The sequence below is a fragment of the Conexibacter sp. CPCC 206217 genome (assembly GCF_030646165.1).
Lineage (GTDB): Bacteria > Actinomycetota > Thermoleophilia > Solirubrobacterales > Solirubrobacteraceae > Conexibacter.
The window spans coordinates 434,684-460,526 of sequence record NZ_JAUTDO010000006.1 but is presented as its reverse complement, the minus strand read 5'-3'; the positions used below and the strand labels follow the sequence as shown (position 1 = coordinate 460,526).

General features: G+C 71.8%; 25 protein-coding genes. 11 read left to right on the top strand and 14 right to left on the bottom strand.

What is annotated here, in order from left to right; translation table 11 throughout:
• Positions 1-125: 125 nt before the first annotated feature.
• Positions 126-3,506: a lysine--tRNA ligase gene (gene lysS / locus Q7L65_RS19085; RefSeq protein WP_304723550.1), complete on the top strand. Its 3,381-nt coding sequence runs from the start codon at positions 126-128 to the stop codon at positions 3,504-3,506.
• Positions 3,507-3,602: 96 nt separating this feature from the next.
• On the top strand, positions 3,603-4,361 hold the full coding sequence (locus Q7L65_RS19080; protein WP_304723548.1) for a hypothetical protein: 759 nt from the start codon (positions 3,603-3,605) through the stop codon (positions 4,359-4,361).
• A 15-nt stretch (positions 4,362-4,376) separates the two neighbouring features.
• On the opposite strand, the gene Q7L65_RS19075 is transcribed toward Q7L65_RS19080, so the two are convergent.
• The 14 genes from Q7L65_RS19075 to Q7L65_RS19010 form a co-directional block, all read right to left on the bottom strand.
• Positions 4,377-5,690, bottom strand: coding sequence for a YhgE/Pip domain-containing protein (locus tag Q7L65_RS19075; protein WP_304723546.1), 1,314 nt, complete (start codon positions 5,688-5,690; stop codon positions 4,377-4,379).
• Positions 5,691-5,715: 25 nt separating this feature from the next.
• Positions 5,716-5,892, bottom strand: a complete 177-nt coding sequence (locus Q7L65_RS19070) for a hypothetical protein (protein WP_304723544.1) — start codon at positions 5,890-5,892, stop codon at positions 5,716-5,718.
• 77 nt (positions 5,893-5,969) lie between these two features.
• Complete coding sequence (locus Q7L65_RS19065) at positions 5,970-6,902, bottom strand: hydroxymethylglutaryl-CoA lyase (RefSeq protein ID WP_304723542.1); 933 nt, start codon at positions 6,900-6,902, stop codon at positions 5,970-5,972.
• Positions 6,903-6,917: 15 nt separating this feature from the next.
• A complete protein-coding gene (locus tag Q7L65_RS19060) occupies positions 6,918-7,805 on the bottom strand; it encodes a CoA-binding protein (RefSeq protein ID WP_304723541.1) in 888 nt (295 codons plus the stop codon).
• On the bottom strand, positions 7,805-8,917 hold the full coding sequence (locus Q7L65_RS19055; RefSeq protein WP_304723539.1) for an ATP-grasp domain-containing protein: 1,113 nt from the start codon (positions 8,915-8,917) through the stop codon (positions 7,805-7,807). Before Q7L65_RS19055 ends, Q7L65_RS19060 begins: the two co-directional genes overlap by 1 nt.
• Positions 8,914-10,086: an acyl-CoA dehydrogenase family protein gene (locus Q7L65_RS19050; protein ID WP_304723537.1), complete on the bottom strand. Its 1,173-nt coding sequence runs from the start codon at positions 10,084-10,086 to the stop codon at positions 8,914-8,916. Before Q7L65_RS19050 ends, Q7L65_RS19055 begins: the two co-directional genes overlap by 4 nt.
• Positions 10,079-10,789 carry a class II aldolase/adducin family protein gene (locus Q7L65_RS19045; protein ID WP_304723535.1) on the bottom strand — a complete coding sequence of 237 codons (711 nt, stop codon included), beginning with the start codon at positions 10,787-10,789 and terminating at the stop codon, positions 10,079-10,081. The genes Q7L65_RS19050 and Q7L65_RS19045 overlap by 8 nt, the downstream gene beginning before the upstream one ends.
• Positions 10,786-11,631, bottom strand: coding sequence for an MBL fold metallo-hydrolase (locus Q7L65_RS19040; protein WP_304723534.1), 846 nt, complete (start codon positions 11,629-11,631; stop codon positions 10,786-10,788). Before Q7L65_RS19040 ends, Q7L65_RS19045 begins: the two co-directional genes overlap by 4 nt.
• A 45-nt stretch (positions 11,632-11,676) precedes the next feature.
• Positions 11,677-12,579: an amidohydrolase family protein gene (locus tag Q7L65_RS19035; RefSeq protein ID WP_304723531.1), complete on the bottom strand. Its 903-nt coding sequence runs from the start codon at positions 12,577-12,579 to the stop codon at positions 11,677-11,679.
• Complete coding sequence (locus tag Q7L65_RS19030; protein ID WP_304723530.1) at positions 12,576-13,640, bottom strand: ABC transporter substrate-binding protein; 1,065 nt, start codon at positions 13,638-13,640, stop codon at positions 12,576-12,578. Before Q7L65_RS19030 ends, Q7L65_RS19035 begins: the two co-directional genes overlap by 4 nt.
• 57 nt (positions 13,641-13,697) lie before the next feature.
• Complete coding sequence (locus Q7L65_RS19025; protein WP_304723529.1) at positions 13,698-14,471, bottom strand: ABC transporter permease; 774 nt, start codon at positions 14,469-14,471, stop codon at positions 13,698-13,700.
• Entirely contained in the window at positions 14,468-15,265 is a 798-nt protein-coding gene (locus Q7L65_RS19020; protein ID WP_304723528.1) for an ABC transporter ATP-binding protein, read from the bottom strand. Before Q7L65_RS19020 ends, Q7L65_RS19025 begins: the two co-directional genes overlap by 4 nt.
• A gap of 1 nt (position 15,266) precedes the next feature.
• Entirely contained in the window at positions 15,267-16,028 is a 762-nt protein-coding gene (locus Q7L65_RS19015) for an IclR family transcriptional regulator (RefSeq protein ID WP_304723526.1), read from the bottom strand.
• A 219-nt stretch (positions 16,029-16,247) separates the two neighbouring features.
• A complete protein-coding gene (locus tag Q7L65_RS19010) occupies positions 16,248-17,045 on the bottom strand; it encodes a GntR family transcriptional regulator (protein WP_304723524.1) in 798 nt (265 codons plus the stop codon).
• Between the two features lie 155 nt (positions 17,046-17,200).
• On the opposite strand from Q7L65_RS19010, the gene Q7L65_RS19005 reads away from it, so the two are divergent.
• Genes Q7L65_RS19005 through Q7L65_RS18965 form a run of 9 tightly spaced genes read left to right on the top strand, consistent with a single transcriptional unit; the run spans position 17,201 to position 25,843 of the window.
• Positions 17,201-18,037, top strand: a complete 837-nt coding sequence (locus Q7L65_RS19005) for an ABC transporter ATP-binding protein (protein WP_304723522.1) — start codon at positions 17,201-17,203, stop codon at positions 18,035-18,037.
• Positions 18,037-18,855, top strand: coding sequence for an ABC transporter permease (locus Q7L65_RS19000; protein WP_304723521.1), 819 nt, complete (start codon positions 18,037-18,039; stop codon positions 18,853-18,855). The genes Q7L65_RS19005 and Q7L65_RS19000 overlap by 1 nt, the downstream gene beginning before the upstream one ends.
• A gap of 9 nt (positions 18,856-18,864) precedes the next feature.
• Positions 18,865-19,899 carry an ABC transporter substrate-binding protein gene (locus Q7L65_RS18995; protein ID WP_304723520.1) on the top strand — a complete coding sequence of 345 codons (1,035 nt, stop codon included), beginning with the start codon at positions 18,865-18,867 and terminating at the stop codon, positions 19,897-19,899.
• Positions 19,896-21,488 (top strand): gamma-glutamyltransferase family protein, encoded by a 1,593-nt coding sequence (locus tag Q7L65_RS18990; protein ID WP_304723518.1) that lies wholly within the window; start codon positions 19,896-19,898, stop codon positions 21,486-21,488. Before Q7L65_RS18995 ends, Q7L65_RS18990 begins: the two co-directional genes overlap by 4 nt.
• Positions 21,472-22,500 carry a hypothetical protein gene (locus Q7L65_RS18985; protein WP_304723516.1) on the top strand — a complete coding sequence of 343 codons (1,029 nt, stop codon included), beginning with the start codon at positions 21,472-21,474 and terminating at the stop codon, positions 22,498-22,500. Before Q7L65_RS18990 ends, Q7L65_RS18985 begins: the two co-directional genes overlap by 17 nt.
• Positions 22,501-22,546: 46 nt before the next feature.
• Positions 22,547-23,071, top strand: a complete 525-nt coding sequence (locus Q7L65_RS18980; protein WP_304723514.1) for a thiamine pyrophosphate-binding protein — start codon at positions 22,547-22,549, stop codon at positions 23,069-23,071.
• Positions 23,068-23,637, top strand: a complete 570-nt coding sequence (locus Q7L65_RS18975; RefSeq protein ID WP_304723512.1) for a thiamine pyrophosphate-dependent enzyme — start codon at positions 23,068-23,070, stop codon at positions 23,635-23,637. The genes Q7L65_RS18980 and Q7L65_RS18975 overlap by 4 nt, the downstream gene beginning before the upstream one ends.
• Entirely contained in the window at positions 23,634-24,845 is a 1,212-nt protein-coding gene (locus Q7L65_RS18970; protein WP_304723510.1) for a Xaa-Pro peptidase family protein, read from the top strand. Before Q7L65_RS18975 ends, Q7L65_RS18970 begins: the two co-directional genes overlap by 4 nt.
• Positions 24,842-25,843: an ornithine cyclodeaminase family protein gene (locus tag Q7L65_RS18965; RefSeq protein ID WP_304723509.1), complete on the top strand. Its 1,002-nt coding sequence runs from the start codon at positions 24,842-24,844 to the stop codon at positions 25,841-25,843. Before Q7L65_RS18970 ends, Q7L65_RS18965 begins: the two co-directional genes overlap by 4 nt.

Here is a 25,843-nt window from a genome sequence, read left to right as displayed (position 1 = left end):
CTCATCGACCGCTCGGCCCGCGGCTTTATGCCCGCAGTCGCCATGCAACGGATTTGAGGGGGCATCCTGACATGGCGCGCGGCGGTGCCTTGACTCCGTCCGGTGCGAACAGGACGATGCCCCGCGTGAGCGCCACCGACGAGGTCCCCGAAGCCGAGGCCCAGGCCGCGGCCGGGGCCGATTTCCAGGAAGCCGAGCGCGAGCGCCGGCTCGCCAAGCTCGACGCGATGCGCGAGCGCGGCGTCGAGCCGTACCCCGTCCGCTTCGACCGCGACGCGACCGCCGGCTCGCTGCACGCGAGCAACGGCGACCTCGCGCCCGGCGCCGAAACGGCCGAGACCGTCAAGGTCGCCGGCCGCGTGATGGCGCTGCGCCGCCACGGCGGCCTCGACTTCGCCGACCTGATGGACGAGACCGGCACGATCCAGCTGCTCGCCACGCGCGACGAGCTGGGCGAGGAGGCACTGCACGACTTCTCCGCGCTGGACCTCGGCGACTGGGTCGGCGCCGAGGGGCGCGTGATCGCCTCCGCGACCGGCGAGCTGACCGTCAGGCTGACCGCCTTCCAGCTGCTGTCGAAGGCGCTGCGGCCGCTGCCGGACCTGCGCCACGGCCTGACCGACCCGGAGGCGCGCTACCGCCGCCGCTACGTCGACCTCGTCGTCAACCCGAGAGCGCGCGCGGTCTTCAACGCCCGCTCGATCGCGATCTCGGCCGTGCGCCGGGTGCTGCTGGAGCGCGGCTTCCGCGAGGTCGAGACGCCCGTGCTGCTGAGCCAGGCCGGTGGCGCGTCGGCGAAGCCGTTCCTGACGCACCACAACGCGCTCGACATCGAGATGAGCCTGCGGATCGCGCTGGAGCTGCCGCTGAAGCGGCTGCTGGTCGGCGGGATGGACCGCGTCTTCGAGATCGGCCGCGTCTTCCGCAACGAGGGGCTCGACACGCGTCACAACCCTGAGTTCACGCTGCTCGAGGCGTATCAGTCGTTCGGCGACTACAGAGACATGATGGAGCTGACGGAGACGATCGTCTCCCAGGCGGCGCTCGCCGCCAACGGCACCACGGTCGTGAGAGTCGGCGACCGCGAGATCGACCTCAGACCGCCGTTCCGCCGCGCCTCGATGATCGAGCTGATCAAGGAGCACGGCGGCGTCGACATGCACCCGTCGATGCCGGTCGAGGAGGCGCGCGCGATCGCCGACAGATTCGGCGTCGAGTGGATGGAGGTGTGGGGCTCGGGCAAGATCCTCTCCGAGGTCTGCGACGAGCTGTCGGAGTCGAAGCTGATCGAGCCGACGTTCGTGATGAACCACCCGAGAGAGATCTCGCCGCTGGCGCGCTCGCACCGCGACGACCCGACGCTGACCGAGCGCTTCGAGCTGGTCGTCGCCGGGCGCGAGCTGGCGAACGCGTACTCCGAGCTGAACGATCCCGTCGACCAGGCCGAGCGCTTCGCCTACGAGGCCAAACAGCAGGCCGGCGGCGACGAGGAGGCCGAGCCGGTCGACGACGACTACGTGCAGGCGCTCGAGTACGGCCTGCCGCCGACGGGCGGCCTCGGCGTCGGGATCGACCGCCTCGTGATGCTGATCACGGGCGTCGAGTCGATCCGCGACGTGATCCTCTTCCCCACCCTGCGCCCGACCGAGGGCGGCGGCCAGAGAGCGCCGGCGACGGCGACCGCGCCCGACTCGCTCGCGCTGCGCCAGCCCGGTGCCGCGCTCGCGGAGGAGGTCGACACGGACGGCGACGGCGTGCCCGACGCGCCGCGTCAGGCGCCGGTCGTCGCGGTCCCGGTCACCCGCCGCCCGCGCGCGCTGAAGCCGCTCGCGTGGCTGACGGCGATCGTCGGCGTGCTGTCGCTGCTGCCGTCGTTGCCGCTGGTCGAGTGGTCGTTCGGGATCGGCAACCTGCTCGACCGGCCCGACCGCGCGACGACGTTCGTGATCTCGGTCGTGCTCGGCGTCGCGCTGATCGTGATCGCGCGGCAGGTCGCGCGCGGCAAACGGCGCGCGTACTGGATCGCGCTCGGCCTGTTCGGCGCAGCCACCGCCGTCCACGTGCTGAAGGGACCCGATCCGCTGGCGGCGTTCGCGAACCTCGCGATGCTGATCGCGTTCGTCTGGAACCGCGACGCGTTCCAGGCCAAGGGCGATCCCGGCTCGTTCGTCGACGCGCTCGCGTTCATCCCGCTGTACGTCGGCGTCGTGCTCACGTTCGGCGTCGTGACGCTGCTGACGCAGGCCAACAACGTCGAGCCGCGCCTTGGCGCCGGCGGCGTGCTGAAGTCAGTCTTCGGCGGGCTGGTCGGGATCGACGGCCCCTACACATTCCGGCGCGACCTGTTCGAGGACTTCTTCGACGACGCGATGCTCGCGCTCGGGATCGCCGGGCTCGTGATCCTGCTCTACCTGCTGTTCCGCCCGCTCGTGCAGAGAACGCCGCCGAGCGAGGAGCGCCGCGCGAGAGCGCGCGCGATCGTCAAGCGCTGGGGCAGCGACACGCTGGCGTACTTCGCGCTGCGCAAGGACAAGAGCTACTTCTTCTCCTCCGACGGCGGGTCGCTCGTCGCCTACGCCTACGTGCGCGGCTACGCGATGGTCGCGGCCGACCCGATCGGGCCGCCGCAGGATCGCGCGCGCGTGCTCGACGAGTTCCTCGCGTTCTGCCACGAGCAGGGCTGGGGCGTCTCGTTCCTGGCCGTGCGCGAGGCCGACGCGCCGCTGTACCGCGAGCGCGGGATGCACACGATCTACCTCGGCGACGAGGCGATCCTGCGCTGCGACACGTTCACGCTGCAGGGCAAGCCGATGAAGGCGGTGCGCGAGGCGGTCAACCGCGTCGGGCGCGACCACACGTTCGAGCTGATGCGCGAGTCCGACACGTCGGCGGAGCTGGTCGGGCAGCTGAACGCGATCAGCGCCGAGTGGCGCAGAGGCAACGACGAGCGCGGCTTCACGATGGAGCTGGGCGAGGACGTCGAGGGCGTCGACCCGGACTTCGTGATCGCGCTCGCGCGCGATTCGAGCGGCGCGCCGGCCGGCTTCCTGCGCTTCGTGCCCGCGTACGGCGAGGACCTCGGCTATTCGCTGGATTTGATGCGCCGCAAGCTCGGATCGGCGAACGGCCTGACCGAGTTCCTGATCGCCAACGCGGCGCTGGAGCTGGGCGCGCGCGGCGTCAGACGGCTGTCGCTCAACTTCGCCGCCTGGGGCCGGCTGCTGGATTCCGCCGAGGACGCCGGCTTCGTCGGCCGCTTCGAGCAGGCCGTCGCGCGCGGGCTGAACCCGTACTTCCAGATCCAGTCGCTGCGCGACTTCAACGAGAAGTTCGGCCCGCAGTGGCTGCCGCGCTCGATCGTCGTCGACGATCTCGGCGAGCTGCCGAAGGTCGCGCTGCTGTACGCGAGCGTCGAGGGCTTCCTCGACCTGCCGCTGATCGGGCGGCTGTTCGTGCCGCCGGTGCGGCGGGCGGTCGCGAGCGGCAGCGGAGCGAGTGGCGGCTGAGTGGCGGCTGAGCGGCGGGTGGCGGAGCAACGGCGCATGACGGTGGTCGAGCGGTGCGGCGCCGCGCGCGGGGCGCGCGGCTGGTAGAAGCGCGCGATGGTGCAGACGACGGTGACGGGCGCGGTGATCGAGGCCGGCGGCGCGATCTTCGAGACGACCGGCCAGCGGGCGGGCTTCATCACGCTCGCGGGCTTCCTGCTCTCGTTCCTCGCGATCCGCGCCTCGACGCGGCTGATGCGCAGTCCGCGCGTGCCGTGGTGGCCGGGCAGCGTCAAGACCGGCGGCGTGCACGTGCACCACCTCGTGTTCGGGATCGCGATGATGATCGCCAGCGGCTTCTTGACGTTCGCACTGCAGCCCGAGGGCGTCGGCCTCGACCTGCTGGCGGCGATCTTCGGCGTGGGCGTCGGCCTGACCGTCGACGAGTTCGCGCTGTGGCTGTACCTGGAGGACGTCTACTGGGCGAGAGAGGGCCGCGCCTCGATCGACGTCGCGATCGTCTGCGCCCTGCTCGGCGGCCTCGTGGTCGTCGCCGGCGGCCCGTTCGACACGACCGCGAACTCCAACTGGCTCGTCGGCGGCACGATCGCCCTCCACCTCTTCTGGTGCTGCGTCGTGCTGTCGAAGGGCAAGGTCCGCCTCGCCGCGATCGGCTTCTTCATCCCCCCGGTCTACTTCTTCGCCGTCCTGCGCCTCGCCCGCCCCAACTCCCCCTGGGGCCGCCGCTTCTACGAGCCCGGCAGCCGCAAGCTGGAGAAGGCGACCCGCCGCGCCGCCCGCTGGGACGACCGCCGCATCCGCTGGCTCGACCGCATCGGCGGCGCCCCCAGCATCGAGCGGCCGCCGGGCGGGTGAGGGCGGGTCAGCCGATCACCCGTCGGGTGTGCTTCTCGCGCTGTAGCCGTCGGCCGCCGAGCCGACGTAGCGGACGAGGTCCGGTTCCATGCGGTGGCGGCCCTGCCGGTCGTAGCGGCGCACGAAGAACGCCGCGAAGCAGAGCCAGAAGAGCAGGCCGAGCGCGGTCGCGACGAGCGCGCTGCCGAGCCCCGCGTCGAGGCTCGCATCGAGGTAGAGGATCGAGCGCACACCGTCGATGATCTGGCGCAACGGGTCGATGTGGCTGACGAGCGCGAACGGTTCCGGCAGCGCCTCGATCGGCACCGTCCCGCCGGCGGAGGCGAGCCCGACGTAGATGAAGATCAGCAGCGCCGCGATCTGCCCCGGCGTGCCGAGGACCGCGAGCAGGCTGAGCGTCGCGATCGCCACGGTCACCGCGGAGAACCAGCCGAACAGCCACAGCAGCAGCGGCTGCGGCGCGTCCATGCCGAGCAGGGCGGCAGCGACGAGCAGCACGACCGCGCAGAGGATCGCGGTCAGCCCGGCGGCGATCGCCCACTTCGTCAGCAGCGTCTGCCAGCGGCTGATCAGCGCCGGTCGCCGCTGGCTCCAGCGCGGGCCGATCTCGTTCGGCGCGAAGCCGAGCGCGCCGTCGACGTTCGCGTTGACGATCGTCGCGCCGAGGAAGCCGCACATCAGCATCAGCAGCGAGACGTAGAAGGCGCTGAGACCGAGCGCGGCCTTCGACGGCAGCGGCCGGTAGGGCTCGCTGACGGTGTCGACGGGGTCGGGGAGCACGGCCTGCGCCGCGGGATCGAGCGGGCCGCTGGCGGCCGCCGTCAGCGCGGCTCCGGTGGTGCGGGAGAACGCGGCGATCACCGGTTGCAGGACCCCGGTCGCGAGGCTCGCGCCCTCGGTCCCGGCACGCTGGTTGGTGAGCAGCGTCACGGTCGGCAGGCCGGATCTGCCGGGCGCCGCCGTCTTGCCCACGAGCACGAGCGCCGCGGCGGTGAAGTCCCGCGGGATCACGACCGTCGCGTACGCGTCCCCGCGATCCATCCGCTCCCGCGCCGCGTCGAGCGGCTCGGCGTGCACCGCGAGCTTTCCGGAGGTCGTCTCCGTGCGCAGCAGCTGCGCTTCGAGCGCTCTCCCGAGGTTCATCGAATCGCCGCCGTCGTCGAGGTTCACGACCGACACCGGCAGCCCGTCCATGCGGTCGATCGGATCGACGACCGAGCCGATGTACAGCGCCGTCATCAACGCGATCACAACCGCCCCGAGCACGATCGGCGCCACCCACAGCGGCCGCTTTCTCAACAGGTCGAGCGCCCCCAGCGGTCTTGGCATGCCGGCACTATACGGTGGCGCGGGCTCACGCTGGTCGAGCGACCGGAGCCGAGACCCCAGCCTCGAAGTCGCCGACCAGCTTCAGCAACTCGCCGCATCCCCACAGGCGACCCCACTTCTTCGCGTTCAGCGGCTGGAGGATGCCGGCGGCTTCGAGCTGTCTGATCGCGCTGCCGATCGCGACGTGCGACTTGCCGGTCACCTGCTGTCCGGCGGCGACGTCGTCTCGAGGCTGGAATCGCGCGAACGTCGAGCGGATCGCGCCGTAGCCGTCGTCCGCTACTCCCCCGCCCGGTGCCACTCGATCGGCCCCGCTCTGAGCGTGTGGCTGCCGAGCGGGCGGGCGAGGACGTCGCGGACGGCGCGGGAGGCTTCCAGGAGTCGGGGGAGGTCGATGCCGGTGGCGACGCCCATCTCCTCCAGCATCGAGACGAGGTCCTCGGAGGCGATGTTGCCGGTCGCACCCTTCGGGACGGGGCAGCCGCCCAGCTCGCCGAACGACGACTCGAACGAGGTGACGCCGGCCTGCAGCGCCGCCAGCACGTTCGCAAGTCCCTGGCCGCGGGTGTTGTGGAAGTGGGCGGTCAGCTCGGTCTCGGCGAGGCCGTCGGCCGCCCGGGCGGCGTGGAAGAACTCGCCGACCTGGATCGGGTTGGCCATCCCGGTCGTGTCGCCGAAGCCGATCTCGTCGGCGCCGAAGTCGACCAGCGTCGCCGCGATCTCGCGCACGCGCGCGGGGTCGACGTAGCCCTCGTAGGGGCAGCCGAACGAGGTCGCGATCACCGCGACGCGGCGCAGCCCCTCCTCCCCCGCCCGCTTCAGCACGACCTCCAGCCCCGCCAGCGACTCCGCGACCGAGCGGTTGACGTTGTGCTCGTTGTGCGTCTCCGACGCCGACAGGAAGACGCTGACCTCGTCGATCCTGTCGCGGTGCGCGAGCGCGCCGTCGAGGCCGCGCGGGTTCGGCACCAGGACGCTGACGCTGACGTCGTCGGGCAGCGTCACCGCCTCCAGCACCGCGCCGGCGTCGGCCAGCTGCGGGATCACGTCCGGGCGCACGAAGCTGGTCATCTCCATGCGTCTCAGGCCGGTGCGGCCGAGCAGCTCGATCAGCCGCACCTTGTCCGCGGTCGCGATCGTCTCGTCCTCGTTCTGGAAGCCGTCGCGCGGACCGACCTCGCGGATCTTGACGCTCTTCGGGAGCCCGCTCATCGTGCGCCCTCCGCCTCAGCCGCGCGTCGCCGCGGCCGTGGGCCGCTTCGCGAGGATCTTCGCCGGGATGTCCGACGGCCGCGTCACGACGTCGACGCCGACCGCCTCCAGCGACGCGCGCTTGGCCTTGTACGTGCCGCGCCCGCCCTCGACGATCGCGCCGGCGTGGCCGAGGCTGACGCCCTCCGGCGCGCTCGACCCGGCCAGCAGCGCGACGACCGGCAGGTCGTCGTCGCGCAGCAGCTCCGCGAGGTCCTCCTCGTCGGTGCCGCCGATCTCGCCCAGCAGCACGAGCGAGTCGGTCCGCTCGTCGGCCAGCACGTCCGGCAGCAGGTCCGCGAAGCAGGAGCCCTTCACGCGGTCGCCGCCGACGCCGATCCAAAGCGAGACGCCGAGGCCGCCGTTCCCAAGCGCGTGGACCGCCTCGTAGGACAGCGTGCCGCTGCGCGACAGCACCGCCGTGCCGCCGACCGGCATCCGCTCGACCGGCAGGAAGCCGAGCAGGTAGCGCCCGGCGCTGACCATCCCCGGGCAGTTCGGCCCGATCACGCGCATGCCGGCCTCGCGCGCCGCCTCCAGGCCGCTGACGACGTCGTGCAGCGGGACGCCCTCGGTCAGGCAGACGGTCAGGCGGATGCCCGCCTCGGCCGCCTCCGCGAGGCCGTCGCCGACGGCTCCGGTCGGCAGGAACGCGACGCTGGTGGTCGCACCGGTCGCCTCGACCGCCGCGGCGATCGTGTCGAAGACCGGGATGCCGTCGACGATCCGGCCCGCGCGGCCGGGCGCGACGCCCGCGACCACGTTCGTGCCGTAGTCCATCATGTGCCTGGCGTGGCGGCTGGCCGCACGGCCGGTGATGCCCTGGATCAGGACGTTCGCGCCGGCGTCGTCGAAGATGCCCATCAGTTGCCTTCCTTCGTGTGGTGCGCGATCCGCTCGACCAGCTGCTCGGGCGACGTGACCGCCTCGATGCCGGCGGCCGCGAGCCGCTGGCGCGCGCCCTCGACCCCGCGGCCCTCGACGCGCACGACGACCGGCACCTGTGGCCCGACCGTGGCCAGCGCCTCCAGCAGCAGCGCGACGAACTCCTCGAGGTCGGTCACGCCCGCGAAGACGTTGACCGCGATCACTCTCAGCGTCGCGTGTGAGGTGAGGTCGTCGAGCACGAACCGCAGCCGCGTCCCGTCGCCGCGCATCGTGCCGGTGCGGATGTCGCAGAAGTCGATCGCCGACAGGCCGGCCTCCGACAGCAGGTCGATCAGCATCATCGACGCGCCCGCGCCCGTCGTGATCAAGCCGACCTGGCCCTGCGGGTCGATCGTGACGTAGTCGAAGCCCAGCTCGCGGCTCTGCGCATGGCGCTCGTCGGAGGCGGTCGACGGCGTCAGCGCCGGGTCCCGCACGACGCGCACGTCGGCGGCGACGAGACCGTCGTCGCCGCAGTCGAGCACCGGGTTGGCCTCGACCAGCTGCGCGCTCTGCGCCTTGAAGATCCGTGCCAGCGCCCGTGCGACCGGCACCAGCCGTCTCGTCGTCTCGGGGTCGAGGCCGGCCTGTGCGGCGGCGGTCCAGACGTGGTCGGCCCGCAGCCCGCGGCTGAAGTGCCATGGCACGCGCGCGACCGTCTCCGCCGCCGACTCGACGTCGACGCCGCCCTCGGCGCTGATCAGCAGCACCGGCATCCTGCTGCGCGGCTCGACCGCGATCCCGACGTACAGCTCGCGCGCGGCCGGCAGCGCCCGCTCGATCAGCAGCTCGCTGACCGGGAAGCCGAGCACGCTCGCGCCCAGCAACTGCGCCGCCTCCGCCTCGGCCGCGCCGGCCTCGACGACTCTGATGCCGCCGGCCTTGCCGCGCCCGCCGGTCGGGATCTGCACCTTCACCGCGACGCGCCCGCCGAGTCTGGCGGCGGCTTCAGCCACGCCCGCCGTCGTGGTGACGACGATCCCGTCGGGGATCGTGACGCCCTCCGCGGCCAGCAGCGCCTTGCCCTCGTGCTCCAGCAACTGGCTCACTTGAGCACCTCGCGGGCGATCGCGGTCCGCTGGATCTGCGGCGTGCCGCCGCCCAGCGGGCCGTAGCGGGCCCAGCGCAGGAAGCGCTCGGCGGGGAACTCCTTCAGCCAGCCGTGGCCGCCGAACAGCTGCACGACGCGGTCGGTCACTCTCAGCGCCATCTCGTTGGAGACGACCTTCGCGATCGCCGCGTCGTGACGGTTGGGGAAACCGCCCGAGGCCGCCGCGGCCGCGCGCCAGACGAGCTGGCGGGCGCTCTGGATCTCGATCTCGTTGTCGGCGATCATCCACTGGATGCCCTGGTGCTCGGCGAGCGCCTTGCCGCCCTGCACCCGCTGCTTGACGTAGGCGACCGCGGCGTCCTGCGCACCCTGCGCGAGGCCGACGGAGATCGCCGCGTTGAGGCAGCGCTGGCCGTTGAACGCGGTCAGCATCTTCTTGAAGCCGTTCTCGCGCGCGAGCACGTAGCTCGCCGGGATACGGCAGGTGTCGAAGCTGAGCGCGTAGAGCTTCTCGCCGCCGAGCGTCTCGCGACCCTCGTCGATCGTCAGCCCGGGCGTGTCGCGCGGGATCAGCACGGCGCCGATCGGGCGCATGCCCGGGTCCTGCGACCAGCGCACGTAGACGACGAACAGGCCCGCGACGTCACCGCGCGAGATCAGCGCCTTGCCGCCGTTGACGACGACCTCGCCGCTGTCGGGGTCGTCGGTCGCGATCGTGCTCATCGAGAAGATGTCGGAGCCGGCCTGCTCCTCGGTGATGCAGACGGAGCAGATCAGGTCGCCGGAGGCGATCTGCGGCAGATACTTCGCTCTGACCTCGTCGCTGCCGTAGGCGGCGAGCGCCTGCGACTGCACGCCGATCTCGCCGAGCGACGCCATCGCGGTCACCCAGCAGGCGCGCGCGATCTCCTCCAGCACCAGCGCGCCCTCCATCCAGGAGCCGCCGTTGCCGCCGTGCTCGACGGGGATCGTGGTCGCCAGCAGGCCCTCGCCGGCGAGCGCCTTGACGTTCGCCCACGGGAACTCGCCCGTCTGCTCCCACTCCAGCGAACGCTCGGCGAAGCCTTCGCGCTCGACCAGCGCACGCGCGCGCGAACGCAGTTCCTCCTGCTCCGCGCTGAGCGCGAAGCTCGCGGCCGAGGTCTCGTGGGTCGCCAGCTCAGACATGGTCGCCTCCGCAGCCGCACGTCGCGTCGGGACCCGCGACGAAGCTGCTCTCGTATCTCCAGTGCAGGTCGAGCAGACGCTCGTTGACGAGGTGCGCGTCGAACTCGTCGCGCTGCACCGACGCCGGCAGCACCGTCAGCGGCTGCGCGTGCGACAGCGACGCGATCAGCGTGCGCGCGTGCTCCTCGGCGTGCAGCGCGCGATAGAGCGCCTCCGGCAGCGTCTTGCCGACGACGATCGCGCCGTGCCAGCGCATCAGCGCCAGCGACTGCGTGCCGAGCAGCTGCGCCAGGTGCGTCGCCGCGTCGCGGTCGCGCACGAGGTCGGTCTGCTCGAAGACCGGCACGGCGTCGGGCCAGAAGCTCGCGTGCAGCTGCAGCACGTCGGACGGGATCTGCTCCATCACGCTCAGCTGCGTCAGCCCCGGCGCGTGGATGTGCACGAGCGCGCCGACGCTCGGCGTCAGCCGGTGCGCCTCGCTGTGCATGTACAGCTCCAGCGGCATGCCGGGCTTCCAGTCGTCGTCGAAGGAGAGGTCGAAGACGTCCTCGCCGCGGCAGAGGTCCTTGCGGCGGCCCGCGCCGGGGCTGACGAGGTAGCGGCCGGCCTCGGGGGCGAGCACGCTGACGTGGCCGAACATGCCCAGCAGCTCGTGCCGCGCGAGCACGCGCGTGGCGATCGCCAGATCGTCGGCGAGGCTCATGCGGTGGCTCCGGTCAGCTGCGCGTACGCCTGTCCCATGCTGTCGGGGACGCGCTGTCTGCAGAACGGCAGGTCGGCGAAGTGCTCCAGGCCCGCCTGACGGGCCGCGGCCTCGTCGCCGCCGGCGGCGATCACGCGCTCGGTGACCTCGACGATCTCCGCGATCTGTCTGAGGTTGTCGTCGATCCGCTCGAGGCCGCCGACCTCGCCGTGGCCCGGGATGACCACGCTGATGCCCTCGCGCGGGAGCTTCTGCAGCACGTTGCGCAGGCCGTACAGCTCGCCGTCGTGCATGAACAGCGCAACGCCCTCGACGACGAGGTCGGCGGCGATCAGCACGCCGCGCTCTGGGATCGTGACCGTCACGTCGTGGTCGGTGTGCGCCAGCTCGCCGTGGAATCTCAACTCGAGCGTCATGTCGCCGGCTCTCAGCGTCATGCCCTCGTCGCCGAACGTCTCGGTCGGGTAGCGGACTCTGACGCCGATGTCGACCAGCTCGGGCGCGAGGTCGGGGCGGCGGCCGCTCAGCTCAACGACGTAGTTCTGGCCGCGCCGCTGCAGCTCGGCGAGCGCACGCTCGTGGGCGATGATCCGGTCGGTCGGGATCGCCGTGTTGCCGAACGTGTGGTCGCAGTGGAAGTGCGTGTTGATCAGCGCCTTGACCGGGGCGTCGGTGACCTCGCGCAGCGCGGTCATCATCTCGGTCGCGTATCTGGGCGTGAAGAGTGAGTCGACGATCACGACGCCGTCTTCGCCGCCGTCGATGCAGACGGCGTTGGGCATGCCGTTGCTGCCGAGGACTGCGTAGACGTCGGGAGCGACTTCAACGAACCGCGTGCGCACGCGCTCTCCTTTGGGGTGTCGGAAGACCGTGGCGGCGGTGCGAGCTCATGCGAGTCTCGCGAGGCGGGGACACCATGCCGTCGCGGCCTGGAAGGGATCGATGACGCTGGCCTGCGCCTGCGCGGACAGCTCCGCGCTCGTCAGGCTCAGCGGGAAGGGCCAGTCGCTGCCGAGCAGCACGCGACCGGCCGGGAACAGCTCTGTGAGGAAGCTTTGGAAGCGCGGGTCGAAGACGACGCCGTCGACCCAGATCGAGTCGAGGCGCCGCTGCTGGGCCGCCCGCGCCTCGGGGTCGAGCAGACGCGTCGCACGCGAGTGCGCGACCGCGACGAAGCCGCCGCCGTGCGCGGCGCACAGTCTCACGCCGCTGTCCCAGAGGGCGCAGTCGGCTGCGAGCAGGTCCAGCAGGGCGGCCGTCGTGACCGTCGGGAAGCCGAGGATCGACGGCCGCGCACCCGTCTTGGCGGCCCCGAGCGGGTCGCCGTCGGGGTGCACGAAGAGGCCGAGATCGGCCGCGGCGAGCGCGGCCCAGACCTCGTCGAGCGCAGGATCGGACAGCGGTCGCGAGCCAGGTGCGGCTCCGACCGCCATCCCCACCACCACCTGCTCGCCGGCGAGCCGCTCGACTTCGGCGACAGCCGTCGCCGGGTCGCCGAGCGGCAGCCAGCCGAGCACCGCCGCGCGCGGACGGCCGGCCGCGAGCGCGACCATGCCGTCGTTGAGACCGGCGGCGAAGCGCGCGAGGCGCTCGCCCTCCAGGTCGTCGCGGAACGCCAGCGGGGGCGGAGCGACGACGGCCCAGCCGTCGTCGCCGAGGCGCTCCCAGCAGGCGTCCGGCTGCTTCAGCCCGGGGGGCGCCGGCACGCCCGGGGGTGGCGTGCCGGCGCCGAGCTCCCCGACGAGCTCGGGGTAGCTCGCGGGGAGCAGGTGACAGTGGACGTCGATCATCTGCCCGCTTCGTACAGGTAGTCGCTCGCCGGGACGACCGTCTCCTGCAGACCCTGATCGATGAAGTTCTGCTGGAACAGGTCGATCGTGTCGGTGTCGAGGCTGCCGTCGTCGCTGAACAGCACCGGCGCCATCGCGTCGTACAGTCTCGCCTCTCTGACGGGCGTGTTTCTGGCGAGGATCGCGACGACCTCGGGACGGCCGGTGCCTCTGCCGCCGCCTCTGGGGAACGCGGCGTTGTAGTCCGCGACGCCTCTCAGGTAGGCGCTTCTGAGCTTGTCGGCCAGCTCCGGATCCTTCACGAGCTTCTCGCTCGCGACGATCACGCCGTTCTCGCCGTTGGGGACGACCTCGCCCAGCGGCGACAGCTCATGGCCGACGTCTCTGAACTTCGCCAGCGTGATGAACGGCTCCTGCAGCACGGCCGCGTCGACCGCTCTGTTGGTCAGTGCGACGAGCGCGTCGGCCGGGTTGCCGGCCTGGATGCTGACGTCGTCGAGCGTCATGCCTCTCGTTCTCAGCAGCTCGGCGAACTCGGCCGCCGTCGAGGTGCCCTTGCCCGGCAGCGCGACCTTCTTGCCCTTCAGGTCGTCGACGCTCGTGATCGTGCCGTCGTCGAAGAGGTCTCTGCGCACGACGAGCGAGACCCAGCTGTAGCCGGGGCCGATGCGGCCCTTGTCGGTCAGGATCTTGAGGTCGACGCCGCGCTGGATCGCGTTGAACAGACCGGGCGTCGGCGCCGTGCCGGCCGCGTCGACCTGGCCGGCGGCGAGCACGCTGATGACCTGCTCCGCGGTGCCGGTCGGCACAAGGCTGACGTCGAGGCCGGCGTCTCTGAAGTAGCCCTTGTCCTGGGCGATGTAGATACCGGCGTCCGACAGTGCGCCGAACACGCCCAGCTTGATCGGCGTGGAGCCGCCGTCAGAGGAGGACGAGCTGGTGCTCGACCCGCTGCTGCCGCTGCTGCTGTCGTCGGATGAGCCGCAGCCCGCCGCGAACAGACCCAGGCCGACCATGCCCACCACTGCTACCTGCCGCGCGCGCTTGGCGATCGCGATCATTCTCTCTCTCCTTTTCGCATGCGAATCTCGACCCGCTCTCTCGGACGGACCGGTACCTCAGTCGCTCTGGCCGCGCCAGGACACCAGGCGCCCGTTCAGCCAGCGCGAGAACATCTGGATCGCGATCCCGTAGATCGCGACGACTGCGAGTGCGGCGTACATCAGCGGCACGTTGAACGTCTGCCAGGCCTGCCAGATGCTGTAGCCGAGGCCCGACTGCGCGCTGACGAACTCAGCCGCGACGACGAGCAGGAAGCCGACGCCGATGCCCAGCTCCAGGCCGGTGATGATCAGCGGCAGCGCGCCCGGCAGCGTGACGGTGCGCACGCGTCTCCACCACGAGACGCGGTACACGGTCGCCGTCTCGTCCAGCACGGAGTCGATCGTGTTGATGCCCGCGAGCGTGTTGATCGCGACCATGTAGAAGACGCCGACGGCGACGAGCGCCCACTTCGACGTCTCGCCGATTCCGAACAGGACGAGGAAGAGCGGCAGGATCGCGATCTTCGGGATCGGGTACGTCATCGCGATCAGCGGGCGCAGCGCCAGGCGCACCGGGCGCCAGAGGCCCATCCCGATGCCGGCGACCAGGCCCAGCACGCCGCCGATCGCGAGGCCGATCGCGAGGCGACCGGTCGTCAGCAGCGTGTCGTGCATCAGGTCGCCGTGGAAGATGCCGTCCCACAACTGCTGCAGGATGTCCGTCGGCGCCGGCCAGAAGCGCTGGTCGATGATGTCGGTCTTGGCAAGGAACTGCCAGATCAGCAGCACCACGATCGGCGAGATCAGCTCGAGGCTGTTGCGCCCGAGCCGACTGAGGAAGTTGTTCATCGGACGCGCCCTTCGCGCTGGTTCTGCATCTCCTCGCGCAGCTCGTCCCAGAGCTTCGTCGCGAGCTCGGCGTAGCCCTCGTTCTCGGCCAGCGTGAATGAATCGCGCGGGCGCGGGAAGCCGGCGGCGGAGATCGTGCGCACCGACGCCGGAACCGACGTCATTAGCACGACTCTGTCAGCCAGCAGGATCGCTTCGCTGATGCTGTGGGTGACGAAGAAGACCGTCGGTCTCGTGATCTTCCACGCCTCGAGCAGCTCCTGCTGCAGCAGCAGGCGGGTCGGCTCGTCGAGCGCGGCGAACGGCTCGTCGCACAGCAGCAGCTCGGTCTCGGCCGCGAGCGCGCGGGCGATCGCGACGCGCTGCGCCATGCCGCCGGACAGCTCGTAGCCCTTGCGCTTGGCGTAGGGCGTCAGGCCCATCCGCTCGATCCACTCGCGCACGCGCTCGCGGCGCTCCTCGCCCTTGACGGAGCCCTCGATGCCGTAGGCGACGTTGTCCTCGACGCTGAGCCACGGGAAGACGGAGCGGCCCTGGAAGATGAAGCCGGCGCGCGGGTGGTGACCCGGCCAGCGCAGCATCTCCTTGGACGGCGGCTTCTCCAGGCCCGCGAGGATCCGCAGCAGCGACGTCTTGCCGCAACCCGACGGGCCGATCAGGCAGATGAATTCACCCTTGGCTACGTCGAGTGTCACATGGTCGAGCACCGGAACGGGCTCGCCGCGCCGCCCCCGGTAGGCGAACGAGAGATCGTTGATCTCAAGCGCCTCCGATCTATCCGGACCCTCGGACATGTCAGCTACGGGTTGGTGCTTGAGGCTGGGCACCGATGACCTCCTCGATCTGTCGGGCGCGCTGTTGCAGTGCGGCGATCCATGTGTTCATGTCGCGGTCCGCGTCGAAGCGGACCGCCGGCGCGAAGACGGCAAGGGCGAAGACCGCGCCCGACGTCGCGTCTGTGACGGGCACGGCGAGGGCGACGACGCCGCGGGTCTTCTCGCCGCGGCTGATCGTCCAGCCCTGCGCGCGCGTCGTCTCACAGTCACGCTCGAGCGCTTCGCGCTCGGTCAGCGTGAGCGTGGTGAAGCTGTCCAGCTCCTGCGCCAGCACCTGCGCCCGTGCCTGCGGCGAGAGGTAGGCGAGCAGCAGGCGGCCGCTGGCGCCGACGTGCAGCGGCGCGACCGTGCCGATCTCGTGCACGTGGCGCAGCGGCTGAAGGCTGGGGAACTCCTGGATGCAGATGCGGCGGTCGCCGGCCAGCGCGCTGAGGCTGACGGTCTCCCCCAGCTCGTCGCGCAGCTCCTCCATCGGCCGCTGCGAGACGCTCAGCACGGGCGTGCGCGCGAGGTAACGGTGCGCGAGCGCGATCACGGCGGGGCCGAGCGAGTAACGGGCTCTGTCGTCGCGCGAGACCCAGCCGTTCTCCTCCAGCGCGCGCAGGAAGCGCAACGTCGTCGGGCGCGGCAGCTCGACCTGGTCTGCGATCTCGGCGAGCGACTGGAATTCATGGCTCGAGATGTGCTCGAGCAGCAGGAAGATCCGATCGTTGCTACGCATGAATTTCAGTAGTTGAAATCATAAGTACGCTTAGTGGAATGCTCTGCCAAGCTAGCGTGGGGCGAGCGTGCGTGTCAAGCACACTCGGCGTATTGCACGTGTGATCCGGCGCACAAAACGCCGGAATGGGCGGGACGGCGCTATCGGCAGGCTGAACGACCCCGCTGGAGGGGCCGCCGGAACCGGTGGCCGTGGTCGCCGGAGCCCCGTGGGCGCGGCTCAGCTGGGCGCGTCGCCGGACTCGGCGGCCTGGCGTTCGAACCACTGCGCGACGAGTTCCCCGGCGCGGTGGACGTGGTACGTCATCAGCAGGCGGGCGGTCGACGGCTCGCGCCGCTCGATCGCCTCGCGGATGCGGCGGTGCTGGTCGACGTTCTCGCTCAGCAGCTCCAGGCCCGAGCTGAGCGGGGCCCAGGTCATGCTGCGCGGGAACAACATGTGCAGGTCCGAGACCGTCTTCTGCAGCCGCTCGTTGCCCGCCGCCTGCTGGATCACCTCGTGGAAGGCGTCGTTCGCCTCGTTCCACGCCGTCTGCGTCGCCAGCGCCTCCGCCTCGCCGACGCCGGCCGGGCGCGACGCGACCTCGCGCACGGCGGCGAGGAACTGCTGCTCGGTGGCGCGCAGCAGCAACAGCTGGTCGTCGCTGATGCGCGGCGTCGCCAGCTCGACGGCGAGCCCTTCCAGCTCGGCCCGCACCAGATAGGCCTCGCGGATCGCGCGCGGCGTCGGGCCGCGCACGACGGCGCCCACGTTCGGCACGATCGTCAGCAGGTCGGCGGCTTCGAGCTTGCGGATCGCCTCCCGCACCGGCGTGCGGCTGACCTTGAAGCGAGCCGCGAGCGCCTCCTGCGGCAGGCGGCTGCCGACCGGGAACTCGCCGCTCAGGATCGCGTCCTGGATCTCGCCGGCGAGGCGGTCGACGAGCGAACCCGACGTGCGGGCAGGGCCCCTTGGACCGCTGGTCGTGGTCGATGTGGACCGTGTGTCGAAGGTGGTGTCGGCGGTCTTGTGCTCCATTGGATCCCACGCTAGCTTACCGGCCCAGTCATTGGATACAACCTTCCGGGCCGCGCCCCCCACCCGGCAAACCCCACTCAGGGAGAGGAATGGTTGAGGTGCGATGTACGCAAGTCAACGCGTTGCGCGAGCTCTCGTCTTCGAGGGGCGATCGCTTGCGAAGTGACGCGGCAGCACTGAGCGGCGCAGGCGGCCAGAGTGCCGTCCAGGCGACCGGCGGCATCAGCGTCGACCGCCTCTCGAAGACCTACGAGCGGATCGTCGGGCGCGAGCTGTCGCGCACGGCGGCGCTCGCCGACGTGGGCTTCGACGTCGCGCCGCAGGAGTTCGTGTCGGTGATCGGCCCGTCGGGCTGCGGCAAGAGCACGGTGATGAAGATCATCGCCGGGCTGCTGGCGGCCAGCTCCGGCGACGTGCGCGTCTCCGGCGCGAGCGTGACCGGCCCGGGCACCGACCGCGCCTGCGTCTTCCAGTCCCCCGGCCTGATGCCGTGGAAGAACGCGGTCGACAACGTCGCGCTGGCACTGGAGTTCGCCGGCATATCGCGCGCGGAGCGCAGACGGCGCGCCGCGGAGTACGTCGAGCTGGTCGGGCTCGGCGAGTTCAAGCAGCACTACCCCGGCGAGCTGTCGGGCGGCATGCAGCAGCGGCTGGGCATCGCACGGGCGCTGGCGATCGAGCCGGTCGTGCTGCTGATGGACGAGCCGTTCGGCGCGCTCGACGCGCTCAGCCGCACCAGAATGCAGGACGAGCTGCTGCGGATCTGGGAGCAGAGAAAGAAGACGGTCCTCTTCATCACGCACTCGATCGACGAGGCGGTCGTGCTGTCGGACCGCGTGCTCGTGATGGGCAACGGCACGATCGCGGCCGAGGTCGAGATCGACCTGCCGCGCCCGCGCTCGCGCCACGAGCTGCTGCAGGACCCCAAGACGCTGGACCTGATGCGCCGGCTCGAGGACCTGCTCGACGCCACCAGAGGAGGCGATGCCTGATGGCGATCGCAGTCGAACGCCGCCAGCTGTCGCGCGCGACCGTCCTGCGGCGCAGCCTGATCTCGCGCGACCGCCTCGTGCAGATCGGCCTGATCGCCGCGATCCTGCTGATCTGGCAGTACATCGGCGAGCGCGAGGGCGACTTCTTCCTCGCCCCGCCGACCTCCGTGATCGACGCCTTCGGCGAGGAGCTGCGCGACGGCGCGATCTGGGGGATCGTCGGCAGCACCGTCTCCGGCGTCCTGATCGGGTTCGCCATCGCCGCCGTGATCGGCGTCACGATCGGGACGCTGATGGGCACCTCGCGCGCCGCCGCGAAGGCGCTCAACCCGCTGATCTCGGCCGGCTACGTCGTCCCCGAGGCGGCGATGGTGCCGCTGCTGATCATCTGGTTCGGCCTCGGCATGACGCCGCGCGTGATCTCGGTCGTGCTGTTCGCGGTCTTCGAGATCATCGTCAGCACCTACGCGGGCGTGCGCAACGTCGACCCCGTGCTCGGGCAGGTGGCGAGATCGTTCGGCGCCAGCCGCGCGCAGCTGTTCCGGCGCGTCACCTGCATGGCGGCGCTGCCGTACATCTTCGCCGGACTGCGCATGGGCGCGGCCCGCGCGGTGAAGGGAATGGTCGTCGCGGAGCTGCTGTTCGCAGCGACCGGCGTCGGCGGCGCGATCCAGGACGCCGCCAACGCTTACCAGACGGACAAGGTCATGGTCTACGTGATCGTCGTGACGCTGATCGGCGTCGGATTCGCGGGCCTCGTCCAGCTCGCGGAGCGCCTCTGGATGCGCTCCTGGAACGGGCACTACGCCGACAACTAGGAGAACCTGATGAAGAAGACATTCACGGTGGCGGCCGCAGTGGCCGCCTGCTTCGCCCTGGGCGCTTGCGGCAGCAGCGACAGCGGCGACGACGGCGGCGGCGGATCCGCCTCGACCGGCGCGTCGACGACGGCCGCCGACACGTCGGGCATGCGCGTCGCGTACGCCTCGGCGCTGGACCCCAACGACATCGCCGACCAGCTCGGGCTCGAGAAGGCCGGCGCGAAGGTCGACACGCTGACCGACGACAGCGCCGTCGTCGCCGGCCTGCTGCGCGACAACATCGACGTCGGCAACGTCGACTTCGACGCGGCCGTCAAGGCGCGCGCGAGCGGGGTCCCGATCAAGGTGATCGGGATCGCGCAGACGAAGCCGGAGTACGTCTTCGTCTCGCGCCCGGAGATCAGCTCGTTCCAGCAGCTGGCCGGCAAGAAGGTCGGCTACCACGCGAAGGGCAGCCAGACGGACATCTTCGTCAACCAGCTCGTCAAGCAGCAGGCGCCGGACATCTACGACGACGTCGACTTCCTCGCGCTGGAGGAGTCCTCCCGCCGCGCGCAGGCGATGGAGGCCAGAAGACTCGACGCGAGCGCCCTGGAGGCGATCAACCTCGCCGCGCTCAAGCTGGAGGGCGACTACCACGAGCTCGGCACGTGGGCCTCGCTCAGAGGCGACGCGCAGGACATCGTCGGCACCGCCTGGGTCACGACCGAGGACAAGGCCGGCAGCGACAGAGCGCAGCTCGTGAGACTGCTGAGCGACCTGCAGTCCGGCTACGACGAGTTCTACACCGACAAGCAGGCGTGGCTCGACATGGCCAGAGAGAAGGTGCCGGACGTCGACCAGGCGCTGCTGCCCGAGGTCTACGAGTCGTACAAGAGACAGGCGATGTACCCGAGAAGAGGCACCGCGGCGATGACGCCCGAGGCCTTCAGCGTCAACGAGCAGTTCTTCCGCGACCTCGGTGAGTGGGAGGACGAGCAGCCCGACGAGCTGGTCGACTACGGGATCCTCGACGCGGGAGCCGGGGTGAGCGGCAGATGACGCAGCCCGCGAGCGTCCGCGCCGACCGCGGGATGGTGGCCACGAGCCATCCGCTCGCGGCCGGCGCGGGCGTCGCGATGCTCGACGCCGGCGGCAGCGCGGCCGATGCCGCGGTCGCCGCCGCCGCTGTGCTGTGCGTGATCGACCCGCGCTCGACCTCGATCGGCGGGGACGCGTTCGCGCTCGTCTGGCCGGCCGGCGCCTCGGCGCCGGCCGCGCTGGCCGGCGCGGGCGTCTCGCCGGCCGGGCTGAGCGTCGAGGCGCTGCGCACGGCCGGCAACGAGCGCACGCCGGAGCTGGGCCCGTGGACGGTCACCGTCCCGGGCGCGGTCTCGGCCTGGGAACGGCTGCTGGAGCGCTACGGCCGGCTCGGGCTGGAGCGAGTGCTGCAGCCGGCGATCGCGCTGGCCGAGCACGGCTTCGAGGTCGCGCCGGTGATCGCGCGCGAGTGGGCGGCATCGGCCGGTCGCCTCGCGCACGACGCCGAGGCGTCGCGCGTCTTCCTGAAGGCCGACGGGCAGCCGCCGGCCGCGGGCGAGCGGATGACCAATCCAGAGCTGGGCGCGGTTCTGCGCCAGCTCGCCGCGGGCGGCGCGGACGCCTACTACCGCGGGCCGCTGGCGGCGCGGATCGCGGCGGCCGTGGAGGCCGCCGGCGGGCCGTTGCGGGAGCAGGACCTGGCCGGCTGGGAGGGCGCGACCTGGGTGACGCCGCTGCGGCGCGACTACCGCGGCGCCGACGTCTTCCAGCTGCCGCCGCCCGGGCAGGGCATCGTCGTGCTGGAGGCGCTCGGGATCTACGCGGGCCTCGTCGAGACCGGCGCAGGTGCGGCGGCGAGCGCCGCGAGCGACGCCGCCGCCGCGCGCGAGCACGCCGCGATCGAGGCGCTCAAGCTCGCCTTCGACGACGCCGCCGCGCACGTCGCCGACCCCGACCACGTCGCGGTCCCGACCGAGCGGCTGCTGTCGGAGGAGCATCTGGCGGCGCACCGCGCGGCGATCGATCCCGACGCCGCGCGCGCGGGCGGGGCGGCGAAGCGCAGCGACACGGTCTACATCGCCGCGGTCGACGCGGACGGCGGCGCCTGCTCGCTGATCCAGAGCCTCTACGAGGGCTTCGGCTCCGGCATCGCGGTCCCCGGCACTGGGATCCTGCTGCAGAACCGCGGCTCGAACTTCTCGACCGCCGACGGCCACCCCAACCGGATGGCCGGCGGCAAGCGTCCCTACCACACGATCGTCCCGGCGCTGCTGGCACGCGACGGCGCGTTCCTCGGCTGCCTCGGCGTCGTCGGCGGCTTCATGCAGCCGCAGGGGCAGATGCAGATCCTGCGCCACCTGCTCGACGACGGGCTCGACCCGCAGGCCGCGCTGGACGCACCCCGTGCGCGCTGGTGGGAGGGTCGCCGCGTCGCGCTGGAGCCCGGCTTCGACGCCGGCGTCGCGGCGGGCCTGCGCGCCCGCGGCCACGAGCTGACCGAGCTGGGTCCGCTCAACGGCGGCGGCGCGCAGCTGATCCTGGCCCAGCCCGACGGCACGTTCGCCGGCGCCTCAGACAAGCGGAAGGACGGCTGTGCACTCGCCCAGTGAGGAGCGCCCCCGGCTGCTGCTGGTGGGCCTCGGCGGCGTCGGACGCAGCTTCCTGGAGCTGCTGGAAGAGCGCGAGGTGGCGGTCGACGTGGTCGGGGCGGTCGACTCGCGGGGGCCGCTCGGCGGTGACGGTGCAGCCGCGGCGGACCCGCGCGGCGACGCCCTCTCCCCCCGCGACCTGCTCGCGCTGAAGGCCGATCCGGCCCGCGGCGAGCTTCCGCACATCTCATTGGATCCAATCGCGCTGGTCGCGCGCACGGCGCCCGACGTCGTCGTGGACCTGACGAGCTGCTCGTTCGAGACCGGCGAGCCATCGTTGTCGCTTCTGCGCGCGGGGCTGGCGGCGGGCGCGTCGGTCGTGACCGCGAACAAGGCGCCGCTCGCGCGCGCGTGGACGGAGCTGACGCGGCTGGCGCGCGAGCACGGCGGGCAGATCGGCTATGCCAGCGCCGCCGGCGCGGCGTTGCCGGCGGTCGCCGTCGCGCAGGCGCTCGGCCGCGCGGACCGGATCGACGCGTTCGAGGGCGTGCTGACGGGCACCAGCTCCTACGTGCTCGCGCAGGTCGCGACGGGCACGCCGGTGGCAGAGGCGATCGCGGACGCGCAGGCAGCCGGGATCGCCGAGCCGGACCCGACGATGGACCTCGGCGGCTGGGACACGGCCGCGAAGCTCGTGATCCTCGCGAACACGATCTGGCCGGCGACGCTCGCGATCGAGGAGCTCGAGGTCGTCGGGATCGACGAGCAGAGCGTGGCGGGGCTGGAGGGCGCCGCCATCCACCTCGTCGGCCGCGCCGAGCGCGCCGCCGACGGCAGCGTCATCGCGAGCGTGCGTCCGCGCGGGATCCCCGCCGGCGATCCGCTGGCGGCGCTCGAGCCGGGTGAGAAGGCCGTCGTGCTGCGCGGCGGCGGCATCGGCGAGGTCGTCCTCAGCGGCGGCAGATCGAGCCCCCGCGGCGCCGCCTCGGCGGTGCTCGGAGACGTCCTGCGAATCCTGGAGGTGACCGCATGAGCGGGTTCCACGCACATTGCGACGCGGTCGTCGGCGAGGTGAACGCATGAGCGGCTCCCATGCACGCTACGAGGCGGTCGTCGACGGCCTGCTCGACTGGGGGCTGCAGACGTTCGTCTACGTGCCCTCGTCGCATGTCGCCGCGATCATCGCCGGGCTGGAGCGAAACGGCGTGCCCGGCCTGATGGCCAACCGCGAGGAGGAGGCCGCCGGGATCGCCGGCGGGCTGCTGCTCGGCGGCAGACGCGTCGCGATCGTGATGCAGGACAACGGCTTCGGCAACGCGCTGACCGCGCTGACGACGTTCGTGAAGGCCTACCACCTGGGCCTCCCGATCGTCGCCAACACGCGCGGCGGACTCGGGGAGTACAACGCGATGATCCACACGTTCTGCGAGGCCGTCCCCGACCTGCTGAAGACGGCAGGGATCGCGGCCGAGCGGCTCGGGCCGGCGGAGTCGCCGGCGCTGTGGCGCACGACCACGCGCGCCGTCGCCGAGCACGCCGCGATGACGCACCGGCCGGTCGTGCTGCTCGCCGACGTGATGCACCCGGGGAGCGCGGAGGCATGAGACGGATCGATGCGCTCAGAGCGATCGACGCCGTCTTCGCGCACGACCCGCTCGTCGTCACGCTCGGCGCCACCTCGCGTGAGCTGGCGTCGCTGGGCAAGCGCGACTCGCACCTCTACCTGCTCGACTCGATGGGCCTCGCGCCCGCCGTCGGCGCCGGGCTCGCGCTCGCCGGCCGCGGCGGCCCGGTCGCGGCGGTCGAAGGCGACGGCTCGCTGCTGATGGGGCTGTCGATCCTGCCGACGCTCGCCTACCTCGCCCCGCCCCGCTTCACGCTCGTCGTGCTCGACAACCACCAGCACGCCTCGGCGGCCGGGCGGCCGTCGCAGGCCGAGCGGATCGACCTCGCGGCGCTCTGCCGCGGCGCGGGGCTGGCGACACGCCAGGTCGCCGATGCCGTCGCGCTGGAAGAGGCGCTGCACGAAGCCCGCGCGGCGGACGGCACGTCCGTCGTGCTCGGCGCGATCGAGCCGGGCAACGCGCCCGGCACGCCGTTCCTGCTCGAAGACCCGGTGGCGATCGCCACCCGTTTTACCACGTTCCTGAACAACGAAGGAGAGAGATGACCGCCGCACTGTTCGACCGCGAGGAGCTGATCGCGCGCGCCGACCGCGCGCGTGAGGAGATGGCGCGTGCAGGCCTCGACGCGCTCGTGGTCACCGGCGACTTCGCCGCCGGCATGAACTACTACTACCTGAGCGGTCACCTGCCGCGCGACTACCAGCTCAACTACTCGCGCCCGCACGTGATGGTGCTGCCGCGCGAGGGCGAGCCGCTGCTGTGGGTCTACGGGATCAACGAGGCGAACGCGCGCGTGCAGTCGTGGGTGCAGGACGTCGTCGCCTACGGTCCCCCCTTCAGCGGCGCCGCGCTCGCCGACGCCGTCCGCGCGCGCGGGCTCGGCAGAGGCAGGATCGGCGCCGAGTTCGGCACCGACCAGCGGATCGCGATGCCGTTCGACGAGTGGCGCGCGTTCGAGGCCGGCCTGCCCGGCGCGGAGTTCGTCGACGGCACCGACGTGCTGTGGGCGCTGCGGATGATCAAGAGCCCGGCCGAGGTCGAGTGGATCCGCAAGTGCGACACGATCAACGGCGAGGGGCTCGCGAACGCGTTCGGCGCGATCGTCGCCGGCGACTCCGAGGTCGACGTCGGCCGCAAGGTCGGCGCCGCGCTGGTCGAGGCCGGCGCCTTCCGCCCGCCGTACGCGCAGGCGCTGATCGTCTCGGAGGCGAAGGCGAAGGCGCTCGGCCACACCTCGCGGATGCTCGGCCCGCAGACCGACCAGATCCTCAAGCCCGGCGAACTGCTGTTCGTCGACTCCGGCGTGACGCTCGCCGGCTACTGGGGCGAGTTCAACCGCATGGCCGTCGTCGGCGAGCCGAGCGCCGAGCAGACCTTCCACCACGACAACATCCGCGAGATCGTGCGCCGCTCGATCGCGGAGGCACTGAAGCCCGGCGAGTCGTTCAGAGCCGTGATGGAGCACATGGTCCGGCTCTACCACGAGCTGGGGTACGGCGACGAGAAGATCGGCAACTACCTCGGCCCGCCGTACATGCACCTCTGCCACGGCCTCGGGATCGCCTCCAGCGAGCCGCCGTTCGTGCGCCTCGACAGCGACGACGTGCTGCTGCCCGGCATGGTCCTGTCGTGCGAGGCGTACCTGCCCGAGGGCGGCATGACCTACGGCTCCGAGGAGGACGTGCTGATCACCGCGGACGGCTGCGAGGTCCTCTCCGAGCCCGATCCCGGCCTCTACGTGATGGGCGCATGAGCGACACCGTGCTGACGCGCATACTGGGGATGCCCGACGTCCGCCACCTGCTCAGCGTCGAGGCGGCGATCGACCTGCAGCGCGACGCGTTCCTCGCGCTCGGGCGCGGCCTCACGCAGGCCGCGCCGAGCGCGTGGCTGCGGCTGCCCGGCGAGCAGCGCGGCTGGCTGAAGCTGCTGGCCGGCTGGGACGGCTCCTCCGGCGGCCTCGGCGTGAAGGTGCTGGCGCGCTTCCCGAAGAATCCGCCCGGCAGGAACCTCGGCTCGTTGCTGCTGCTGTTCGACGACGAGGACGGCACCCCGCTGGCGATCATGGACTCGGTCTACATCACCGCGGTGCGCACGGCGGCCGGCGCCGCGGTCGCGACGGAGGCGCTCGCGCGGCCGGGCGCGACGCGCTCGCTCGGGATGGTCGGGACCGGCGCGCTGGCGTGGTACGCGGTGCTCGCGCACAAGGCGCGCTTCCCGGCGCTGGAGTCGGTCCGCGTGACGTCGCGCTCGCCGGTGCGGCGCGAGGCGTTCGCGCAGCGCGTGCGCGAGCAGCTCGGGATCGACGCGAACGCGGTCGCGACGACTGCGGAGGCGACCGCCGGCGCCGAGATCGTCGTGACGGCGACCAACTCGCCCGTGCCGGTCGTCCGGCGCGAGCACCTGGAGCCCGGCCAGCACGTCAACGCGATCGGCATCAGAACCGAGCTGGAGAGCGACCTGCTGGCCGCCTGCCGCGTGATCGGCGACGGCCGCGAGGAGACGCTGCACGACGGCAAGTTCGCGGTCGCGCTGGAGGCCGGGACCGTCACCGCGGACGATCTCGGGCCGGACCTCGGCGCGGTCCTCGACGGGACGGTCGGCCGTCGCGACGACGACGAGATCACGCTGTTCGACTCCTCCGGCGTCGCGATCCAGGACATCGTCTGCGCCGTGCACGTGTGGCGGGCGGCCGAGCGCGAGGGGATCGGCGTGCTGGCCGACCTCGGCGCGCGCGAGGTGCTGGAGTAG